Source organism: Bradyrhizobium sp. SZCCHNS30572 (assembly GCF_032484415.1).
In the GTDB taxonomy this organism is placed as follows: Bacteria; Pseudomonadota; Alphaproteobacteria; order Rhizobiales; family Xanthobacteraceae; genus Bradyrhizobium.
Genome location: NZ_JAUESY010000007.1, coordinates 1 through 20,904, shown reverse-complemented (window position 1 = coordinate 20,904; position 20,904 = coordinate 1). Strand labels below are relative to the sequence as shown.

The following is a 20,904-nucleotide window of genomic DNA, read 5'->3' as shown; positions in this document are numbered from 1 at the left end:
TCCGGACCATTGGCTTGCTCATTGCGACAGCTCCTTCGACCAGTTGATGGCTTGGACGTAGACGCCGAGCGGGTTCTTGCGCAGGCGGTCAGCATCGTCCGGCATGGCGAACACGAGGGTGAGGATCGCGCTCCAGCGTTCGGTCGCAACCGAGGCGCCGTTCTCGTAGCGACGCTCGACCCAGGCGATCCGGAAGCTGTCCGGCGAGGCGCGGATCACACTGGAGACCTCGACCGAGACCTGGATCTTCCCGAGCTTGCTAAAAGGATCATTGGAGCGGGCATAGTCATTCAGGGCAGCCGCGCCGCGATCGGTGGTGAAGTCGTAGGCGCGCAGCCAATTCTGGCGCAGCACGATGCCATCGGCCGGCAGACCTCTCACGTCCTCAATGAACCGGGCAAGATGGAAGGCGACCTGCGGATCGGTCGGCACGTAGTCAGCCACCGCAGGCGCTACCCGCTGGACCTCGCCGAGATGGCCAACCTCGACCACCCAGGGCGTCACCGTACCGCGGGCCGACTGCCAGATCAGGGCGGACGCGAAGCCTGCGGCGAGGGTGAGGCAGCCGAATGCCATCAGCCGCCAGTTCTTGGCCTGCACGCGCGCAGAGCCGATGCGCTCATCCCAGACCTGCGCTGCCTTCTGATAGGGCGTCACCGGCTCGGGCGTACGGCCGTAATGAACAGATGACCGCTTGAACATGTCAGGATTTCCCCTCGGAGAGATCGACCGCGCTTCCCTGCCCGCCGCGCTCGGCATGGCGAACGGCTTGTGCCGTTGTAGATGCGCCCTGATGGACGGCGCGCGCTGCCTTCATGCGCTGCGCCCACATCGGAGAGCCCGAGCCATCGGCCTGACCCGGCTGATCCGAGCCGCCAGCCTGGACATTCGCCCTTTGGCGAAGGGGACTCGCGTTCGCTCCTGCTGCCTCGGCGGCAGCGCCGCTGACGCGCCCTCCGCCGGACGCCGCCGCACCAAGCGGCGCGACAGCACGGCTTGCACCAGAGATCGCGCCGCCTGCGAGCCCCGCTGCACCAGCGGCCATGCCGGCGCCGGCCACGACGAGACCACCCGCTGCAAGCGACGTCCCGACCGCGCTCCCTGCTCCAAGCTGCGGTCCACCACTGACAAGACCATTGGCGATCCCGGGCCCGAACAATCCAAGGCCGAGCAGCGCCAGGGACGCCAGGACCAGGGCCATGGCACTCTCGACGGTCGGAGGATCGCCGCTCGTCACCTGGGTCAACTGACCGAACAGGGTCGAGCCGGTTCCTGAGATCACGGCGAGCAGCAGAACCTTCACACCGGAGGAGATGACATTGCCGAGCACACGTTCGGCTGCGAAGGCGGTCTTGCCGAACAGACCAAACGGGATGAGCACGAATCCAGCAAGCGTCGTGAGCTTGAACTCGATCAGGGTGACGAAGAGCTGGATGGCCAGAATGAAGAAGGCGAGCAGCACGACCACCCACGCAAACAACAGGACCGCAATCTGCAGGAAGTTCTCGAAGAAGCTCACATATCCAAGGAGGCCCGAGATCGCCTGGAGGAGCGGCCGCCCGGTATCGAGACCCACTTGCGCGATCCTGCCCGGGCGCAGGAAGTCCGCCGCCGACAGCGCCGAGCCCGAGGCCTTCAGGCCGAGTGCTGCGAAGCTCTCGAAGACGACCCGGGCGAGGCTGTTCCAATTGCCGATCAGGTAGGCGAACACGCCGACAAACAAGGTCTTCTTCAGCAGCCGGGCGACGACATCGTCCTCGCCGCCAAACGCCCAGAAGAGCGCAGCAAGCGTCACATCAATGGTGACGAGCGTGGTTGCGAGATATCCGACCTCACCGCCCACCAGGCCAAAGCCGCTGTCGATTGTCCGGGTAAAGGTCTCCAGGAATTGATCGATGATCCCCGTTCCTGTCATCGGGCAATCTCAACCATGAGCTGCCGGGCAGCCGCGGCGGGGGATCCGCCAATTTGGTCCGGAACGCTCGTCATCATCAGTGAAACATTCGTACGCTGGAGGCCTGGTCGCCCTGACCCTGCGTCAGGAAGCGGCGGAGCTGTTCGCGTGCCTGATCCTGGGCCGCCGCGCGCTCCGCCATGGTGAGGTTCTGCGCCCGTCCCTGGGCGGCCACAACCGCCGTCAGATCCGCGAGCTGTTGCGCCTGCATCGCCAGGATCTGGTTGCCGGCTTGCCTGACAGCCAAGGCGCCGGCGGCTCCTTGGCTCGCGACAACCAGCGCGACGGACTGGCTCTTGATGGTGTCGAGATTGCCGACCACGCCCGCCTGAAGCTTGAGCGCATCCTGCAGCGCGGCCACGGACGTCTGCCAGCGTGAGCGCGCATTGTCCGCGAGGTCAGCGGCGCTGGCGCCGGCGGCTGCCGGCGCATAGACCGTCTTGAACGCCTGCTCGATTTGCTGCACGTCGTAGGCCAGGCGCTGAGCCTGCTTGAGCAAATCCTGGGTCCGCTGGATCGATTGCTGCAGCTGCGTCAATGACGAATACGGCAGGTTGACGAGGTTGCGCGACTGATTGATCAACATCTCTGCCTGGTTCTGCAGGGCCAGAATCTGATTGTTGATCTGCTGCAGCTCACGTGCGGCGGTCAGCACGTTCTGAGCATAATTGTTGGGGTCGAAGACGACGAGCTGGGCCCGCACCGGACCCGCCGAGGTCAGAACCAGCAGCGCCAACGACGCTGCCCATCGCTTGCCAGAGATCATTGCCGCGTCTCCAGATTGTCGAGGCCGGGGATGAGGTCGGCTGCCCAGCCAAGCTTGAGGTGCCGCAACCACGCTGCCGCAAAGCCGTCCCTGCCGGCGGACTTCAGAACGTCCGAGATCGCGGCCTGATCGGCCTTGGACGACGCCGCGGCAAAGGCGAGCGCGACCTCGCCGAGACCGAGCTCGAACATGCGGTTGCCCCGGCGCGACTGGCAGTAATAGTCGCGCTTGGGGGCCGCACGGCTGACGAGCTCGATCTGACGATCATTGAGACCGAAGCGACGATAGATGCCCATGATCTGCGGCTCGAGCGCCCGCTCGTTCGGCAGCAGGATGCGGCTCGGGCAACTCTCAATGATGGCGGGTGCGATCGGCGAGCCGTCGATGTCGGATAGCGACTGGGTCGCGAAAACGACGGAGGCGTTCTTCTTGCGCAGGGTCTTCAGCCACTCCCTGAGCTGGCCCGCGAAGTCGGCGTCGTCCAGCGCCAGCCACCCTTCATCGATGATCAGAAGTGTCGGGCGGCCGTCGAGCTGCCGGGCGATCTTGTGGAACAGATAAGCGAGGACAGCAGGAGCGGCAGCGGTCCCGATCAGCCCCTCGGTCTCAAACACCTGGACCGACCGGTCGCCCACGAGCTCATGATCGGCATCCAGCAGTCGTCCGTGAGCGCCATCGAGGCAATACGGCTTGAGGGCCCGTTTCAAGATGTTCGACTGCAGCAACACCGACAGGCCGGTCAGGGTCCGCTCAGAAGTTGGCGCGGAAGCCAGCGAGGTCAGCGCCGACCAGAGATGCTCCTTGGCGTCCGGCGTCACCACGATCTTCTCGCGGACCAGCAGGCCGGCGATCCAATCCGCCGCCCAGGCGCGCTCCATCACATCACCGATGCCTGCCAGCGGCTGCAGCGCGATCGAGGTCTCGCTATCGGCCGAGAGCGCTCCACCGAGATCATGCCAGTCACCTTCCATGGCAAGCGCGGCGGCCCGCAGGGAGCCGCCGAAATCAAACGCAAGGATCTGCGCATTCGGATAGCGGCGGAACTGCAGAGCCATCAGCGCCAGCAGCACCGATTTGCCAGCTCCGGTCGGTCCGATCACCAGCGTGTGGCCGACATCGCCGACATGGAGCGAGAACCGGAATGGCGTCGCGCCCTCGGTGCGGCCGAACAGCAACGCAGGCGCCCTCAGATGATGGTCACGCACCTCACCTGCCCAGACCGCCGAGAGCGGGACGAGATGCGCAAGGTTCAGCGTCGACAACGGTGGCTGGCGCACATTGGCATAGACATGCCCCGGAAGGCTGCCGAGCCAGGCCTCAACCGCATTCACAGTCTCCGTCATGCAGGTGAAATCGCGCCCCTGGATCACCTTCTCCACCAGGCGCAGCTTCTCGTCAGCCCTCGCCGGATCAGGATCCCACACCGTCACGGTCGCGGTGACATAGGCCTGGCTGATCTCATCGGAGCCGAGATCCTGCAGCGCCGCATCGGCGTCAGCGGTCTTGTTGTGGGCGTCGCTGTCAACGAGGCTTGCCACCTCGTTGGTCACGACCTCCTTGAGGATCGCCGCCAGAGATTTGCGCTTGGCAAACCACTGCCGGCGGATCCGTGTCACGAGCTTCACGGCATCCTGCTTGTCGAGCATGATGGCGCGGGTCGACCAGCGGTAGGCGAATGCAAGCCCGTTCAATTCGTCCAGCAGTCCTGGCGTCGTTGCAGAGGGAAAGCCGATGATGGTGAGCACGCGGAGATTGACCGCCCCCAGCATCGGCGCGAGGCCGCAGGTCAGCGGCTGGTCGGCGAGCAGCCCATCCAGATGCATGGGGATTTCAGGGACGCGGACCCGCTGGCGCTTGGTCGAGACGGTCGAGTGCAGATAGCTCAGCACGGCGTCGTCGCCGAGCCAGCCGCATTCCGGCATGAAGCCGCCCACGAGCTGCAGAATGCGGTCGGTGCGATCGACAAAGCTGCGCAGGATGTCGCGGCCGCGCGAGCCCTCCGGCTGCGGCGCGCCTTCATAGAGCACGCGTTCGGAACGGGCTAAGTCTTCTCGCGGCGGCAGGTACAGAAACGTCAAATAATAGCTCGACTCGTAGTGCGCCGCCTGCTCCTCGAACTGTGCCTTTCTCTCGGCATCGACCAGGGCGGACGCGGCATCCGGAAACACGCAAATTGGGTAGGCTCCGGCCGAATGCCGCTGCGCCTCGACGAAGATCGCCCAGCCCGACCCCAGGCGCCGCAGAGCGTTGTTGAGACGGAAGGCGACTGCTGTGAGCTCGGATGCGACCGAGCTCTCCAGGTCAGGCCCGCGAAAACGCGCCGTCCGTTGCAGCGAGCCGTCCTTGTTGAGAACGACGCCCTCGTCCACCAGCGCCGCCCAGGGCAGGAAATCCGCAAGCCGGATATTGGTGCGGCGGTATTCGGCCAAATTGAACATGCGAGCCTCACTGGCTGAGGTGATTGGGAATCCGCAGGTGGCGGCGCACGACCTCGACAAAGGACGGATCGCGCCGTGTCGCCCAGACCGCGACCATGTGGCAGACGAACCAGAGCAGCAGGCCGAAGAGCCAGAGCCGCAAACCGAGGCCGAGCGCCGCCGACACGGTGCCGTTGACAATCGCGACCGATCGCGGCGCGCCCCCGAGCAGAATGGGCTCGGTCAGCGAGCGATGCACAGGCGCGCTGAAGCCCTTGATCTCGCTATCCATCACAACACCACGCCGCCGCCGAAGGAGAAGAACGACAGGAAGAAGCTCGAGGCGGCAAAGGCGATGGAGAGACCGAAGACGATCTGGATGAGCCGCCGGAAGCCACCGGAGGTTTCGCCAAAACCCAGTGACAGACCCGTCGTGATGATGATGATCACGGCGATGATCTTGGCGACCGGTCCCTCGACTGAAAGCAGGATCTTGTTGAGCGGCTGCTCCCAAGGCATGTTCGAGCCCGCCGCATGCGCCGGCGCCGCCGCCACGAGCACTGCGGCTGCCGCAATCGCAATCGTGGCGATGGACCAGCAAGACAGTCGCGCCTTCATCGCTGATCTCCCAAGGGAACGAGGATGTAGTCCCCGCAAGGTGAGAGCCCTTCGACACGCACGAGCTCGCCGAGCCGCCGCTGCGAGCCGCGCCCGGCGAGAACGGCGATCACGTTGATCGTCTCGGCAATCAGAGCACGTGGGACGCTCACGACGGCCTCCTGAACCAGCTGCTCCAGCCGCCGGAGGGTGCCGAGTGCGGACCCGGCATGAATGGTGCCGATGCCGCCGGGATGGCCGGTGCCCCAGGCCTTGACGAGATCGAGCGCCTCCGGCCCGCGGACCTCGCCGATCGGAATGCGATCCGGGCGCAGCCGAAGCGCGGCGCGCACCAGATCCGAAAGCGACGCCACACCCTGCTTGGTTCGAAGCGTCACGAGGTTGGGCGCCGAGCATTGCAGCTCGAGCGTATCCTCGATCAGCACGATGCGGTCGCCGGTCATCGCCACTTCAGCCAGCAAGGCATTGACCAGCGTGGTCTTGCCGGTCGAGGTGCCGCCGGCCACCAGAATGTTGCAGCGGTTGGCAACAGCCCGCCGCAACGCGCCGGCCTGATCTGCGGTCGCAATCCCGCAAGCCACGTAGTCGTCGAGCGTAAAGACGGCGATCGCGGGCTTGCGGATGGCGAATGTCGGGGCTGCAACGAGCGGCGGCAGCAGGCCTTCAAAACGTTCGCCCGTCGTCGGCAGCTCCGCCGACACGCGCGGAGAGCCCGCATGGACCTCGAGCCCGACGTGGTGCGCGACCAGCCGGACGACGCGCTCGCCATCACCGGCAGCAAGACTCTCACCGGTATCGGCCAAGCCAGACGCGAGCCGATCGACCCAGAGCCGGCCATCTGGATTGAGCATGATCTCCACGACGGATTGATCGTCGAGATGACGCGCGATGGCAGGCCCCAATGCCGTCCGCAGCATGCGGGTGCCACGCGTGATGCGCTGTGTCTGGACGAAGCCGGTCACTCTCATCTCCGATCATTGAAGCGCGGTCAGCATCGCTTGTGATGATCAAAGATGCAGACCTCCTGCAGCAGCAAGACCAACAGCGCTTCGGGTGTAGCCTGGCGCAGGAAAGCGTAGAGACAGGAGGGCTCTTTCGGGCGGGACAAGCAGATCACCAAGGCGGGGCAGCAGCTTTCAGAGCGCGGGTCATGGGCCCGCAGCACCGCCCCCTCGCGGCCGAGAGCGACGGCGAACGCTGCTGTAGCGAAGGCGAAGGTCGCCACCGGCGCCGCGACGTCGGCTCACCATCTGGCATGGCTTGGCGGCTCGCGGGCGGGAGCCGGGCGATCGCTTGAGGTCGCGGGGAGGTCGGCCATGACAAATTCGGTCCCGCTGCTCGCCTCCGATGATCGCGGTCTGTGCTCTCGTGGAGCGGCAAACCAAATCAGTGCTGCTGCCTGCAGCGCGAGGTTCACTCCGAAGGCAACCTGATAGGCGATGACAGGATAGTGCCCATTGGATTGCGGCCATTGGGCCAGCAATACACCGATCCCGTACTGGGCCAGAAACCCCCACCCGAAATGCACCACGTTCAAGGCCCCGTTGGCGCGGCCAGCCAATTCCTTCGGGTAATAGTCCGAGATGATCGCAAAGCTGAGCACGGTGGCGGCTCCGACGATCGCGATGATCAGCCATGGCGCGATCGCCGGCAATGGCAGCCGCCATACCAGCGCCAGCTGCGCCACCATGGAGAGCACGGCGATCAAAGCCAGCACATGCTCTGGACCTAATCCCCTGCGTCGTGTCCAGTTGGTCAGCGCACCGAGCATCCACGCACCGAGGCTGAGCATCAGGGCGGTCAGACACAGCGCTGTCACGACTTGGGCGCGGGTCATGCCCTCCACGTCGGCCAGCCACGCGGATGCCCATAAGCCCTGGAGCGACCACGCCGATCCGATGCAGGCTCCGGATAGCGGCGCGACCCTCCAGAACCGGACGTCGCGAAGAATGCTCCGCAAGCCACCTGCTTCCGACGCGGACGAGCCCTGCGTTTCGCGCTCCGGCACCAGGCAATAGATCAGGATCGCCGCTGCAGCGGTCGCGATGGCCAGGATGTCAAACAGGCCGCGCCATCCGGTCTTCACCAGGATCGCCTCGGCGGGCAGCGTCGCGCTGACAGCGCCAAGCGCCCCGAGCATGACCATGTACCCATTGACCAACGCCACCCGCTCGCGCGGAAACCACAGAACAATGGCCTTCAGGCCCGCGGTCAGAGCCGCAGCGACCCCGAGCCCGATCAGGGCGCGTGAGAGGAGCAGCGAGAGCGGCCCCGACGACCTTGCGAAGGCCTCCGCGCCAAAGGCCGCGACGACAAGAAGCGCGCTCTGAACCCGGCGCGGGCCATAGCGGTCGAGCATCATGCCGACCGGGATCTGGGCAGCCGCAAGGACCAGGAAGTAAGCCGCCGTGATCAGACCAAGGTCGGCCGCGTTCAACCCGAGCTCTGAGGCAAGACTGGCAGAGACGAGTCCATTGATGGTGCGAAACAGATAGGACAGGAAATAGCCCATTGCGAAGGGCAGAAACACCAGGGCGGCGAGCCGCCAGCCTGTGATCTCGCGATGGCCTTGGTCTCCGGCTTCGGTGCCCTTTCGGCCGAAGGCATAGGCCGACAACGAACTGCCGTGATCCGCGTGCTCGCGGGATCGCTCAACGGCTCGATTGAGGCGGGAGGCGAAAGGGATCCTCGCCGCCCTCCCCGGCGGCAGGCACGCCCCAGGACACCTCGGCGATTGGAGGCTCGGCGCGGCGAAGTTGAGCCGGAAATGGCTGGCTCACTTGACCGGCTCGCGCAGCGCCATCGGGTCGCGTCTCTCGCTGCCTTTCCGACAAGTCACGCTGCAGCTTTTGGATCGCGCCAATCCGCATCGCCTGGTCGAAATCACGATCACCGCCCCTTGCTGCGCTCGTGCTCTCCTGATCCGCCAGCGACGTCACCGCCAGATGGTAGCGTGCATGAAGGGCGACCGTCTCATTGAGGGCCGCGATGTCGCGCTGAATCGTTTGCAGCTGCTGTTCCAGGCCCTGCAGGCGATCTTGCGCCGGCATCGGTCCATCCAGCGGCTGGGCTAGAAACCGTTCGAGCGCCTTTTCCACGACGATCGTGCGGTTCACGCATCTTTCCTCGGCTGCGCCGGCAAGGCGGGCGAGAATCTCGCTGGATAGCTGCAAAGTGAGTTTCTTCTTCATCGTTCGGACCTCATCTGGTCCGTCGATTAGGTCAGCTTGCCTGGCCTGGCACGCGCAAGATTCGAACGTTCGAAGCCTGGCGGGTGGAAAGAAACTCTGGCGTAGATGCCAAGCTCAACCCGCGCGCTGGAACGGTCCCGATCGACGCTTCCACCGCCTCAGGAGCCGGGCTCGCTCGACGGCGGTCTGACGAAATCCTCAGGAATTTCGCGCAGGAAGCTCTGCCCCTTCTGCAGCCGGCGGCCGAGCGCCTCCACAAAGCCTTCGAACCGCTCGCGTCCCTTGACCTGCGCTGTGGCCTGCGCTTCGGACGGCAGCGGGGGTGTCACGGTCAGCCAGAAGCGAACGAACAATGCGTGCGTCTCGGCAAGGATGCCGACATCACGCTCGAGCCGCTGCATCTGCCGCGACAGCCTGTCGAGCCGGCGTGTGAGCGCCGCCTCGCGCCGATCAGCCGCATCCGGCGACAGAAACGACTGAACCGCCGCCTCGACGATGGCCGAGCGCGAAAGCTTCCTGCGATCGGCGAGCTCTACGATCTGCCGCAGCAGCTCCGGCGGGAAGTAGACATTCATTCGATCCCGCATTGGTCTGTCCTCACAAGCCCATGTCATCGCGCGGGTCGAGCGCAGCCTGACGCGCAATCCCCGTCGTGCTCGCATCGCGTGAGCCGACCAGCTGCGGCGTCCCATCATCGTCATCGAACACGACCGAAAACTCGTCCGCCGGATCTACGCTCGTCGTTTCGCTCGCGATCGCTTCGTGCTGCGGCAGCTCCGGCTCGCGTCGCAAGCCGCCATTGGCCTGCTCGTCCCTTGTCTCGGGGGGCAGCGTCAGCCGGGATCCGGCGAGCACAGGCGTAAGGGGCGCAAGCGATGACCAGTCATCCGCACCCACAGACGCTCTGGTCCTGGCGATGTCCGGCGGCGGCAGGATGCGCGAGACCAGTCTCTCATCCTCGAAATATCGCACCTTCCTGGCGCGGATCGGTGGTGCGCCGGCGACCATCACGATCTCATCAGCCGCCGGCAATTGCATCACCTCGCCCGGCGTCAGGAGCGGACGCGGCGTCTCCTGGCGCGACACCATGAGGTGACCCAACCATGGCGCCAGGCGATGCCCGGCGTAATTCTTCACGGCCCGCATTTCGGTTGCGGTGCCGAGCGCGTCCGAGACGCGCTTGGCGGTTCGCTCGTCGTTGGTCGCGAAGCTGACGCGGACATGGCAGTTGTCCAGAATGGCATTGTTCTGCCCATAGGCCTTCTCGATCTGATTGAGCGATTGCGCAATGAGGAAGCTCTTGATGCCGTACCCAGCCATGAAGGCGAGAGCGGATTCGAAGAAGTCGAGCCGGCCTAACGCCGGAAACTCGTCCAGCATCATCAGGACACGATGCCGGCTCTGCTTTGCCTTGAGATCCTCGGTCAAACGCCGGCCGATCTGGTTCAGAACCAGACGAATGAGCGGCTTCGTACGTGAGATGTCGGATGGCGGCACGACGAGATACAGCGTCGCGGGCTCCTCCCCTGCAACCAGATCAGCAATGTGCCAATCACATCTCCCCGTGACAGCAGCCACCACCGGATCCCGGTAAAGACCGAGGAATGACATCGCCGTTGAAAGGACGCCCGAGCGCTCATTCTCCGATTTGTTCAGAAGCTCGCGCGCTGTCGATGCCACCACCGGGTGCGGCCCGGCTGCGCCCAGATGATGCGTCGCCATCATCGCCATCAACGTCGCCTCGATCGTGCGCCGGGGGTCGGAAAGGAACGCGGCAACGCCGGCCAAGGTCTTGTCGGGCTCGGCATAGAGAACGTGCAGGATGGCACCGACCAGAAGCGAATGGCTGGTCTTTTCCCAATGATTGCGCTTGTCGAGAGATCCCTCGGGATCCACCAGCACGTCGGCGACATTCTGGACGTCACGCACCTCGCAGGCCCCTCGCCTGACTTCGAGCAGCGGATTGTAGGCTGAGGCATTCGGGTTGGTCGGGTCGAACAGAAATATGCGGCCGTGCCGCGCGCGGAATCCTGCCGTGAGCTGCCAGTTCTCGCCCTTGATGTCGTGAACGATCGCCGATCCCGGCCACGTCAGAAGAGACGGCACCACGAGACCGACGCCCTTGCCAGACCGCGTCGGTGCAAAACAGAGCACATGCTCCGGTCCGTCATGGCGCAGGTAGCGCGCTCCCAACCGTCCCAGGACCACGCCATCCTCGCCGAGCAGTCCCGCCTTGCGCACCTCGCCCAGCTCGGCCCAGCGCGCGGACCCGTAAGTTGCTGTGGCTTTCGCCTCCCGCGACCGCCACAGTGACATGCCGACCGCAACCGCAATAGACGCGAGACTGCCACTGACCGCGATAGCCCCACCTTCGGCAAAGATGGAGGGCGCATAGGCATCATAGATGAACCACCACCAGAAGAAGGTCGGTGGGAAGTAGACTGGCCAGCCGGACAGCATGAACCATGGCGTCCCCAATCGCGGTTGGAAGGCGAGCCGCCAGGCCGTCCATTCGGTCGCGGCCCATATCGCAAGCAGGTTGATCAGCACGACGGCGAGTAATTGTGCCCATTGGATTCGGGTCGCAGGCATGTGGCGTCTCCCGAGTGCTAAAGACCGAGGTCGCGCTTGCGACCAAGCTGCCAGTCGATGCCGGTGGCCTTCGCAAGGCCCGTGACCTTCTGACCGAGCCGGTGATCGATGTCGCGCGACCACGGGACGAGGTAGAAACCGAGACCATTGTCGATCATGGCGAAGCGGCCGGAGGCCAGGACAAGCCGCTGGCGGTAGATGCCCGCAACCTGTTGGCCGGGGTCGACCTTCAGCTGCGGCGCGCCGTTGGTCGCCGACAGCCGCGCGCCCACGGATTCGAGCTCCTGCCTGCGTAGTGTCTTCAGAAGATCCCGTTGCGGGACGATCTGCTGGCCATGTCTCTGCGCCAGTCCCCGGTCCGCGAGATACTCCGCCCGGCTGCGCAGCGCGCTCCTCACCTCCGCGCCAAATCCGCCGAGGGCCAGGGAGACAGGTTCACGCTCGACCAGCCGATGATCGAGCCAGGTCGCTCCCTCGGCCTTGATCTGATCGGCCAGGGCTAGGTCCGAGCGCGTCGCCAGGACCAGGGTCGGCCGCGCCTCGTCCGCAGCGCCAAAGCGCCTGATCTCGACAATGCCGCCAGGCTGAGGCGCCTGCGCAAAGGCCTCGATCCCGCGGAAGCGAACGTGGTGGGCGCGGCCGTCGATGCCATCGATCACTGCATAGGCTTCGCCGGTCAGTTCGTCGTGGAGTCCACGGTCGACCAACCGCCCCATGATCGATGATGGACTGTTGATCCCGTCGATGACGTAGTCCGCAGCGCTCCGCTCCTCACCACGGCGAGCGAACGCCTGATGCATGGTCCTGATGATATCACCACGCGTGCCGAGCTCGCGGAGCTGTCGCTCTGCGCCAAGCTCGACCATCCACTCGTTGGGTCCGGCCGCCGCTGCCAGTCCCAGGCGCTCCAGATATTGCAGGCGCCCTCGCATCAGGCGGTGGACCTCGGGATCAGGACCCGCTGCCACCCGCTGACGGAGATCGATGGCCCCCACCTCATCGCAGGCCATGCGGATCTCGCGATCGAGCCGTGTCCAGCGATCCGCGGTGATCTCTCTTTCCAGTGCGTTGCGGATGTCGTGCTCAGGCTTCGGACCGAGCTCGAGCGCCACCAGCTCTTCGGCCCGGGAGCGCAGGCCCCGGCCGATATAGTCGCGGGCGATGACGAGATCTGCGCCCGTCTGATCGACACCGCGTACGAGCACATGAACGTGCGGATGGTCCGTATTCCAATGATCGACCGCGATCCACTCGAGACGCGTCGACAGATCAGCTTCCATCTGCCGGATCAGATCGCGCGTGAACGCTCTGAGGTCCACCATGTCGGCTGCGTCCTCTGGCGAGACGATGAAGCGGAAATGATGCCGGTCGTCGCTGCTCCGCGCCTCGAATGCGGCCTCGTCGGCGTGATCAGCTCGCGCATCGAACATCCTTGCCGGCTCGCCGTCACGGGTGACCCCCTCCCGCTTGAGATAGCTCAGATGCATCGCCAGCGGCGCTGACCGAAACGCACGGCCCTTGTGCCTTGCGATGCGGGCCTTCACCGTGACGCGGCGGCCCGAGGCAAAGAGGCGCTCGCGACTGAAGCTGAGACGGCCGCGGCCGAAGGTCGAATGGGTGCGAGCCGGCCGGCGTCCGTCGATCACCGAGGGCAGCGTGACGTGCCCCGCGGCGTTCGCCGCGCGCAGGACGCGATTGATGAAGCTTCTGGCCTTCCTCTCACGCGCCTGACGGATGCGCCCCGGACGGATGCGGAATTCGCGCTCTGTGGTGCTCATGCGCGGCATCCCGCGGCAAGGATTGAGGCTATAGTGCCGAAAGCAGCATTGATGTTGTTGAGAAAGAGCATCAGCGCGACACGCGCTCCGACCGGACGGCACGGTTGAACGCGAGCCATGTCAATGGCTTGCTGATCAACAGGCGAGCCGCTTTTATCTTGCGATCGACCGTCGGCAGCTTGCGGCTGGCTTTGGACCCTCGCCTCGGCTCTCGGTCTCACGCCCCGCGCCGGCGTGCCGGAAACAACAGCGAAGCAGCGGCGGCCGTGAGGACTGCGACGGACGATCATCATCGAGGCCGACGCATCGCACCGCACGACAACGTCACGAGGAATTCCGCTGCGGTCGGCTTTGTCATTCAAAGCCTCTCGTGCCGACCTCAATGACGACCGTTTCCGATCGCAGCGGCTGCTCATCAAAGTCGGCATGACGTTCGCAGGTCGTGCGCAGAACGCGTGCATCATCACGGCTGCCTCGTCCACACGGGAATGGCGCGCCCGATGACGTCCGATGTCGCCGTCGGACCGAAATAGCGTCCATCCAGAGAGCTGTCCGATTGCCTGTTCATCAGAAAGAGCTCGTCACCGCCGATGATGCGGCAGCCACGCCAATCCGGTAGCGGCCGGCCCTGTCTGTCGCTCTCTTGCGCGATGCCGACTTCGACCTCATCGATCAGGATGACATGCTCGCGACGACAAACGGCCTGGCCCGGAAGAGCAAGAATGCGCTTCAGCATCGGTACGCCCCTGGGCAGGTAGCCTTCGTCCGCAAGCCATTCGGCCAGCACGCCGTGGGGCAGGACAACGACGATCTCGTTGGTGACCCATTGCCGGACCGGCCGAACCAGATAGAGGCCGATCGGAACGCTGCCGGAGACATTCCAGATGAGCAGCGGACGCAACCTTGGTCGCCCGACCTCCGTCACGAGCCAAACCCCGGCGAGCATCGCGACGCCAATGGCAAGCCCTTTCGTCATGGCATGATCGTCCTTCGATGCAGCCAGGCCCGATGGCGCACATCCGTGTAGGGACGCGGCGGTTGTCCGGCGGCCATGCGGTTCTGAACGTGCCACCAATGATCCGGTGCGACATCCGCCGGATCGATGCCGAGCGCCTCGATCGCGTCGATCTGCTTCAGCACCCGCTCGACCTTCGGCCAGCCAAACACCTGCAACAGGATCGCTGCTCCCGGAGCGACGAAGGGCACGGTCGCACAGGCTTCTCCGGGGCCAACGGCCTGCAGAACGTTGATCCGCGACAGCACCGTGCCGTAGTCGTTCGACGACCAGCGCACGAACGCAAAGACGCTGCCCGGCGTGAACGCGACCTCCCGGCGATAACGGTCGAGGCGAACCTCCTGCACGGTTCGACCGAAGCGTATGCGGTTTTCGATCTTACCCTGCAGCCATAGCAATTGGACGCGCGTCAGCTCGCTCATTCGCAAACTCTGAGGTTGATGACATCTGGACGGCGCTGCGGGCCGGCAATGAGAACGGCCGTGGCGTCTCGAGCGGCCTCCACCCTTGGCAACAGGAGACACCAGCGTGCACCGGCCCCCCAAAGCGCGGGCCCGTTAGACAAAATCCGAAGGATTTTGCGGTTAGGTATGTTAGAAGGCGGAAAGGACACGCCAAACCAAAGGCTTAAGCCCGATTTCGGTCCCCGATGGCACGACCATCCGGTCCTCGATGGCACGCGTCCTCCGGTCCCCGATAGCACGAGACAATTCACAGCTTGTCCCCTGCGGAGCTCGAGGGGTGATGCCTGGCGAAACGCCTTGCGACCGGGTCAGTAACGGCGGCTGCGAAGTTCAGCCGTTCGGTGCCGTTTGGATCGCGGGTGAGGACCAGCTCGTAGCCCGGCAGGCGCTGACGGCGGACGATTTCGCGAAGATCGTAGGCGAAATGCTTCAGCGGCGAGAGGCTGCCGGACTTGGCATGCAGATAGCGGAGATCGAAGCTCCAGCCGCCATCCTGATGGCCGCCATGCTTGCGCACGAGGCGGTACAGCCAGCGCTCCAGCCCGCCCGTCAGCGCGAAATAGGCCCGATCAATCGTCAGCACGAGCGCGTCATCGATGACGCCCGAATAGAACCAGTCCGGCAGGATCAGCTGCAATCCGGACGGCCTGCCATGGGCATCCGCCGTCTCCTTCCACTCGTTGATCCAGGAGAAGCGGTGCCGCCGCCGCTCGGCCGGCTGGCGAATCGAGGTGAGCACGGTCGTCGACTGCAGCCGATCAAGTCCTGCCTTCAGACGGTCGTAGTCACGCACGCCGGTGCCGCGACCGACAAACGTCAGGATCTCATACGGCGTGGCGGCCATCAGGCGCGACGTCTTCAGTCCGGCGTCGCGAGCCTCGACGATCTGTGACGCCGCCCAGATCAGAACATCCGCATCCCAGATCGTCGCCATGCCATGTTCGGGGACGGCCTCGACCCGAATGGCGACAGGCCCCGCGCGGAAGTCGATCGGCACGACTCGCTTGCTCTTGGCCAGTGAGAAGAACGGATAGGCCATCAGATCCTGCGCATCGCGCGGCGCCAGATCGCCAGGCAGCGCGCGAAACAGATCGAGCTGATCGCGCTCGGATTTGCGCAAACCCCGCACGTTCAAGCCCGCCCAGCCCGCGACGCGCGACGCTCCTGCCCTGCATAGGGAATGAGACCTGGATGTCGCTTCGCCGGCAGAACGGTGCCCTGGCCGGGATCAGCCGTCGACGTCTTGGTACCGCGATCGGCCCAGGCTTTCAGATCGTCGAGCGCATACACGACGCGGCCGCCGATCTTGCGATATAAGGGGCCGGTGCCGTAGGTGCGGTGCTTTTCCAGGGTGCGGCCGGACAGTCCAAGGTAACGCGCAGCTTCGGGGGTACGAAGAAAGCGCGGCGGGGGACCGGCTGTCTGATCGGGCATCGAGCATCCTCCGGGACAGGTTCGCGCCCTCACGGGTCGTTCGGCGCGTCGACGGACATGATCGACGCGCAGGGCAGCGAGGGGGGATGCCGGAGATCGAGGGGCGCGGTTTCGGCACCCCCTCGCCTCAAGGAAGCGACTCGTCTTTGCGGCGGCGGGCGCGGCCTTAGTGACAGCCCCTATCGGCCACGAGCCGTCTTTTCACCGGCGACCGGTGTGGCTGAGCATAGGAGGCCGATCAGTGGCATGCTGAATGCCGCGCTCAAGGGCAGTTCCGAAAATCCTCGGATAGCGATCGCCCGCCCGCTGCCATTGGGTGAGCTCGCAGACCCACCGGCAGGATCAAGCGCGAGCGGCAGCCAGATGATGCCTCAGGCGCGACCCAGGGACGCTCCGCGTGCGGCTTCCGCCCTGATCTCTTGTCTACGCCCTCAGTCGCCTGGAGAAGGATCTGAGTGTCGGCCAAGACCATGGATCGCGGCGCATGCCGCAAGGCGGCTTCGAAGCTGGCTGAAGCTGCGCCGCATGCGTTCGATCGCTTCTGCCGCAACTTGAGTTTGGTTGCCTGCGTATGATCTCGCAAGCCCGTTCAATCCATGCTCGCGACGGACCGCGGCTTGTTTCCAATCCAAGCGGGCCTGCCGCAGCCTCAGGAGCTCAGAGCTACGTCTGATCCGATCCGCGTAGCAACTGATGATAACCCTTCTCAGACATCCACCTCGCCCGCGCCAGATGGCTATCGAAGGCGCGGCGGGCACGCTGGGGTTCGTTGACCGGATCGATGTGCAAGACGAGCCGGGCAACCTCCTCCCAGTCCGCGCCCTCGGATGCTGCATCCAGAAGGCGGAGATAGGTCACAGCATGTTCCTCATCATAGGCTGTCAGAACGGAATCAGTCGGCGCGAGGTCGGCGACAGCGGGATCGAGCGGCGGAATGGGCATTGGTCAGAACCTGTTTGGAGCGAACACAACCTGTCGACCTGAAAAAGCAGCACGGACCCCGTCGAGATCCGGGCACGAGACCGCTTTCCAAACGTCTTCAGCTGTCGCTCCCGCGTGAGAGAAAGATGTCCGTGTTGAAATGCCGGCAAAGCCGGAGCTGTTTGAGAAGACAATTCGACGCGTCTTTGCCGCCGCCATGAAGCGCTTGCGTCTAATCCAAGGCGTTTTGCTGCAAGCGCTCGCTCACGCTTGGCTCGTCGCCTGCGTTCGTGTAGCCGACGCACGTCCACATTTCATCTCGAGAATAATACTCACGGCCGATGTTGCCAAAGCGCCGGCGACGGTCGCGAATTCCCGCGCGGGGAGGGCTGACGATCGGTATCTGAGAACCGTCTTTCCAAATGGAGTTCCGTAAGCGGCAGAGCGGCCACGACCTCTCGCCGCCAAACAGGAGCGCACAGCGCTGTGCAATCCAGCTCTCGATCGGGCTCGAGACCAAGGTCTCCCGTTCAGGTTCCCGAACCGCCCGGCCCAGAGATTGAGGACGGCGATGTAGTTGCACCCAAGGCGTAGCGGCTTCACTTTCAGCCGCCGGACTGGAATCAATGCGGCATGCCTACACTCACCCGTCGCCGCGATCCGCACTCGCCAAACGAGACCTGGCGCATTTACTTCGGAGACGTCGAGGCTGGAACGATTGCAGAGCGCCCCGAAGGCCCCTCCGGTTCGCCCGTCTGGCAGTGGTTCTGCGGCTTCTATCCAGGCAGTCACCCAGGCGAGCAACAGCTCGGCGGCGCCAGCACCTATGAGCAGGCGCGCGACGCGTTCCAGGCAGCATGGAACGTCTTCCTATCGAATCGGTCACAGCAAGATTTCGACGAATGGCGCCAGCACCGGGCCTTCGTCGCCTGGAAGGATCAGATGCGGGAGGCCGGATGTCCTCAGCCAACCCAAACCAAGTCAGGTCGCTCGCGCTGCTTCTGCGGCGCGGTGATCGACCTGAAGACAAGTACCGAGCACATCTACTCTCACCACATGCCGACCGCGAGACGCTTGGTTCCGGGATCATCTTGACGATGTGCAATCTCTACTCGATCACCACCAACCAGGCCGCGATCGCCGCGCTCTTTCGGATCGTTCGCCAGTTCGCGGGCAATCTCCCCTCGATGCCGGGCGTCTTCCCCGACTATCCGGCTCCGATCATTCGCGGCACCGGAGACGACCGCGAGATGATGATGATGCGGTGGGGAATGCCGCCACCTCCGCGGACTGGCGGGCCACCCGTGACCAACATCCGCAACACGTCGTCTCCGCATTGGCGCGGCTGGCTCAAGCCCGAGAACCGGTGCCTCGTGCCTTTCAACAGCTTCGCCGAATATGCGCCTGAGCCGAACCCGGAGACGAAGAAGAAGGACGTGGTCTGGTTTGCCTTGTCTGATGATCGCCCCTTGACCAGCTTCGCGGGCATTTGGACCGAGTTCAAAGGCGACCGCGGCACGAAATCCAAGCCGCTGCCAGGCCCTCATTTGGTCTACGGCTTCCTGACCACGGAGCCCAACGCCGTGGTCGCACCTATCCACCCCAAGGCGATGCCGGTCATCCTGACGACCGAAGAAGAGAGGGAGGTCTGGCTGCGTGCGCCATGGAACGAGGCCAAGGAGCTGCAACGTCCATTGCCCGATGGCGCGCTCGAGATCGTCGCACGCGGGCCGGCCAAGGAAGATATACCTGCGGCCTGAACGAGCCGGCGGATTGCACAAAGACGGGCTCGCCTTGCGCCCCAATCCTACAGCTCCCGGCGACAACCTTTTCCGCGTCCGAGACTCGAAGCGCTCGCTCGTGTGGAGTCATCGGGCGGCGTTGTAGCGTCGCTGCCGCGAAGCTGACGGAACCAAAGGAAAACGATTCTAGACCACGCGGCACGGCTTCGGACAGCCGGACTGCAAGACGATCGGTCGCGCTCAAAGTGGTCGGGCCCGGCCAAGCATCGCGGAGGTGAGCCTGCCAGATTTCGGCATCTACACGACGAGCTCCCGATCCGCAGCCTCGTGCGTCCGGCCGAAGGTCGGAATGAATGATCGCCGCGGGGCGAACGCCTACCACGATAGAGGGAATCGAAGCCACCTTACGCGAGGCGCCGCTTGCTCCTGGGAACCTCTTTGCCCTGGGATCTTCTTTGAAGAGAAGGTGCGGCAATCAGCCGCCAGGGCATGGAGCACGAAAGAGCAGCCGCAGGAGCGCCGCTTTGCGGCGCGGGACCGACTGCGATCGCGAGACCGGTCAAGAGGGCAGCCGCAGGAGCGTCAGCATGCGACGGCGAAGCCGGGACGCGGGACCGACTGCCCCCGGCGAGCGATCCATCATGATGCGCCAGGGATGAAAGCCGAATGGCGGAGACGCGTCCATACTTGCTAGCGACTCCGTTCACGACAGCCCGGCCGGCGCGACCCTTTTACCATCTTCACCCTCGATCTGCCCTTTAGAACACGCGCGATTATGTCCCGCTGCCGAACCCGCTCTCAGGGATCTGGCAGAACAGCAAGCCGTAGGCTTCGGCGGACATACCCATCCTGCCCTCGATGGGCAAAGCTATGGGTCGATCAGGGCACCGGGGTGTGAACCCGGTTCGCCTCGCCAGACGTGCTTCGGTCCTCCATCCACACACAGTACGCCAGCATGGCCTAGCAATCGGCAGAGCCAATCCATTTCTGGTTTAGTGGCCACCTTTCGGTGCCCCACGTAGCCGAGACGTGGCAATGTCGCTGCTGAGAAGGACGGCGGCCCGACAATGATGAGTGACGGCCGCGTATCGATTGGGAGGCAGGGCACTAAAGCGACTCCCTTAGCATCGTTGCGCTTGGGTCGACGACGAATAGACACCTCGGCACCTTTCTGAGTCGAGTGCGTGCGCGTCAACGGCATGCCGCGCGACTATTTCAGGAGCGCTGAGATGGCCCGGCCGAGAGCCCGATTCGAGACGTCGCCTCGCGGATCTTCTCGGTTGGCGCTCGCGACGTCCGCTCCCGGAGCGGACTGGAAGCAGGCGTCAAAGGACCATAGGAACGCTTTTGACCCACTACGGACGCCAAGGGTGCTCCCAGAATCACCCCCGATCAAATGGGACCGACTTAGTGATGAATTAACCCTGGTTTGCTGCCGCTAACGCACTCGTCGCAATAGCCAACAGTACTCTGGTGTAATATCGCGTCTTATTATCTACTCCGCTGAAGGATTTCCCTCGTGCGATTTTACGTTTTGCTTAGGGGAGAGCGCTTTGTTTCACGGCAGGAAGAACTTCGTCCAAGCATGGAGGAATGGCCGGCGACGCTCGGATTCTATACGACACGAGTAGTGGATGCCCTGGATGTCGAACGAGCGATAGAGAAAGCGATCACTGAAGTTTACCGAGACAAACGACTTTGCTTATTCTCTTTCGTGGATACTGGGGTGGTCGTGCCAGAAGAAGTGCATCGAGTTAGCTGGTTCTATCGGCGCCTTTTCCCGCCGCGCGGGTTTACGTTCATCGTAGAGGACTCCGAGGCAGCTCTGGCCCACCGGTAAGAGACACCACCCTCAATGTCGAGGGCCGGGTCTTCCCAATTTCCGGTTCTGGCCCATCTCGGGCGCCCCAGCCAGCGCCGGGGATGTCTGCTGCTGACCCTGGCTGTGTGAAAACGCTGCGCGGCTGTTATGATTCTCCAGTGATTCTTTTGGGGGAATCGATGAGGCGCTT

Annotated in this window: 18 protein-coding genes; 1 reads left to right on the top strand and 17 read right to left on the bottom strand. The window is 64.2% G+C overall.

Features of this window, described 5'->3' with window-relative positions; genetic code table 11:
* Positions 1-18 precede the first annotated feature (18 nt).
* The 17 genes from trbF to QX048_RS19840 form a co-directional block, all read right to left on the bottom strand.
* Complete coding sequence (gene trbF / locus QX048_RS19920; protein ID WP_315716441.1) at positions 19-702, bottom strand: conjugal transfer protein TrbF; 684 nt, start codon at positions 700-702, stop codon at positions 19-21.
* A 1-nt stretch (position 703) separates the two neighbouring features.
* Positions 704-1,915, bottom strand: a complete 1,212-nt coding sequence (trbL, locus tag QX048_RS19915) for a P-type conjugative transfer protein TrbL (protein WP_315716443.1) — start codon at positions 1,913-1,915, stop codon at positions 704-706.
* A 76-nt stretch (positions 1,916-1,991) separates the two neighbouring features.
* Positions 1,992-2,720 carry a P-type conjugative transfer protein TrbJ gene (gene trbJ, locus QX048_RS19910; protein WP_315716471.1) on the bottom strand — a complete coding sequence of 243 codons (729 nt, stop codon included), beginning with the start codon at positions 2,718-2,720 and terminating at the stop codon, positions 1,992-1,994.
* Positions 2,717-5,158, bottom strand: a complete 2,442-nt coding sequence (trbE, locus tag QX048_RS19905) for a conjugal transfer protein TrbE (protein ID WP_315754269.1) — start codon at positions 5,156-5,158, stop codon at positions 2,717-2,719. Before trbE ends, trbJ begins: the two co-directional genes overlap by 4 nt.
* A 7-nt stretch (positions 5,159-5,165) precedes the next feature.
* Entirely contained in the window at positions 5,166-5,429 is a 264-nt protein-coding gene (locus QX048_RS19900) for a VirB3 family type IV secretion system protein (protein ID WP_315754267.1), read from the bottom strand.
* On the bottom strand, positions 5,429-5,755 hold the full coding sequence (locus QX048_RS19895; protein WP_315754265.1) for a TrbC/VirB2 family protein: 327 nt from the start codon (positions 5,753-5,755) through the stop codon (positions 5,429-5,431). Before QX048_RS19895 ends, QX048_RS19900 begins: the two co-directional genes overlap by 1 nt.
* Positions 5,752-6,723, bottom strand: coding sequence for a P-type conjugative transfer ATPase TrbB (gene trbB / locus QX048_RS19890; protein ID WP_315729350.1), 972 nt, complete (start codon positions 6,721-6,723; stop codon positions 5,752-5,754). Before trbB ends, QX048_RS19895 begins: the two co-directional genes overlap by 4 nt.
* A gap of 275 nt (positions 6,724-6,998) precedes the next feature.
* Positions 6,999-8,372 carry an MFS transporter gene (locus QX048_RS19885; protein ID WP_315754263.1) on the bottom strand — a complete coding sequence of 458 codons (1,374 nt, stop codon included), beginning with the start codon at positions 8,370-8,372 and terminating at the stop codon, positions 6,999-7,001.
* 34 nt (positions 8,373-8,406) lie between these two features.
* Positions 8,407-8,946 (bottom strand): hypothetical protein, encoded by a 540-nt coding sequence (locus QX048_RS19880; protein WP_315716449.1) that lies wholly within the window; start codon positions 8,944-8,946, stop codon positions 8,407-8,409.
* Between the two features lie 158 nt (positions 8,947-9,104).
* Positions 9,105-9,533 carry a CopG family transcriptional regulator gene (locus tag QX048_RS19875; RefSeq protein WP_315716450.1) on the bottom strand — a complete coding sequence of 143 codons (429 nt, stop codon included), beginning with the start codon at positions 9,531-9,533 and terminating at the stop codon, positions 9,105-9,107.
* Between the two features lie 10 nt (positions 9,534-9,543).
* Positions 9,544-11,538 (bottom strand): conjugal transfer protein TraG, encoded by a 1,995-nt coding sequence (locus QX048_RS19870; protein ID WP_315716451.1) that lies wholly within the window; start codon positions 11,536-11,538, stop codon positions 9,544-9,546.
* A gap of 17 nt (positions 11,539-11,555) precedes the next feature.
* Entirely contained in the window at positions 11,556-13,316 is a 1,761-nt protein-coding gene (locus QX048_RS19865) for a relaxase/mobilization nuclease domain-containing protein (RefSeq protein ID WP_315716452.1), read from the bottom strand.
* Positions 13,317-13,779: 463 nt separating this feature from the next.
* The gene (locus QX048_RS19860) at positions 13,780-14,292 is read right to left on the bottom strand and encodes a S26 family signal peptidase (protein WP_315718656.1); all 513 of its coding nucleotides are present in this window, start codon (positions 14,290-14,292) and stop codon (positions 13,780-13,782) included.
* Positions 14,289-14,753 (bottom strand): DUF2840 domain-containing protein, encoded by a 465-nt coding sequence (locus QX048_RS19855; RefSeq protein WP_315718655.1) that lies wholly within the window; start codon positions 14,751-14,753, stop codon positions 14,289-14,291. Before QX048_RS19855 ends, QX048_RS19860 begins: the two co-directional genes overlap by 4 nt.
* 289 nt (positions 14,754-15,042) lie before the next feature.
* On the bottom strand, positions 15,043-15,924 hold the full coding sequence (locus tag QX048_RS19850) for a replication initiator protein A (protein ID WP_315718654.1): 882 nt from the start codon (positions 15,922-15,924) through the stop codon (positions 15,043-15,045).
* A gap of 2 nt (positions 15,925-15,926) precedes the next feature.
* On the bottom strand, positions 15,927-16,229 hold the full coding sequence (locus QX048_RS19845; RefSeq protein ID WP_315718653.1) for a helix-turn-helix domain-containing protein: 303 nt from the start codon (positions 16,227-16,229) through the stop codon (positions 15,927-15,929).
* A gap of 663 nt (positions 16,230-16,892) precedes the next feature.
* Complete coding sequence (locus tag QX048_RS19840) at positions 16,893-17,171, bottom strand: DNA -binding domain-containing protein (RefSeq protein WP_315718652.1); 279 nt, start codon at positions 17,169-17,171, stop codon at positions 16,893-16,895.
* A gap of 1,076 nt (positions 17,172-18,247) precedes the next feature.
* On the opposite strand from QX048_RS19840, the gene QX048_RS19835 reads away from it, so the two are divergent.
* Positions 18,248-18,910 (top strand): SOS response-associated peptidase, encoded by a 663-nt coding sequence (locus QX048_RS19835; protein ID WP_315718658.1) that lies wholly within the window; start codon positions 18,248-18,250, stop codon positions 18,908-18,910.
* The last annotated feature ends 1,994 nt before the right edge of the window (positions 18,911-20,904 follow it).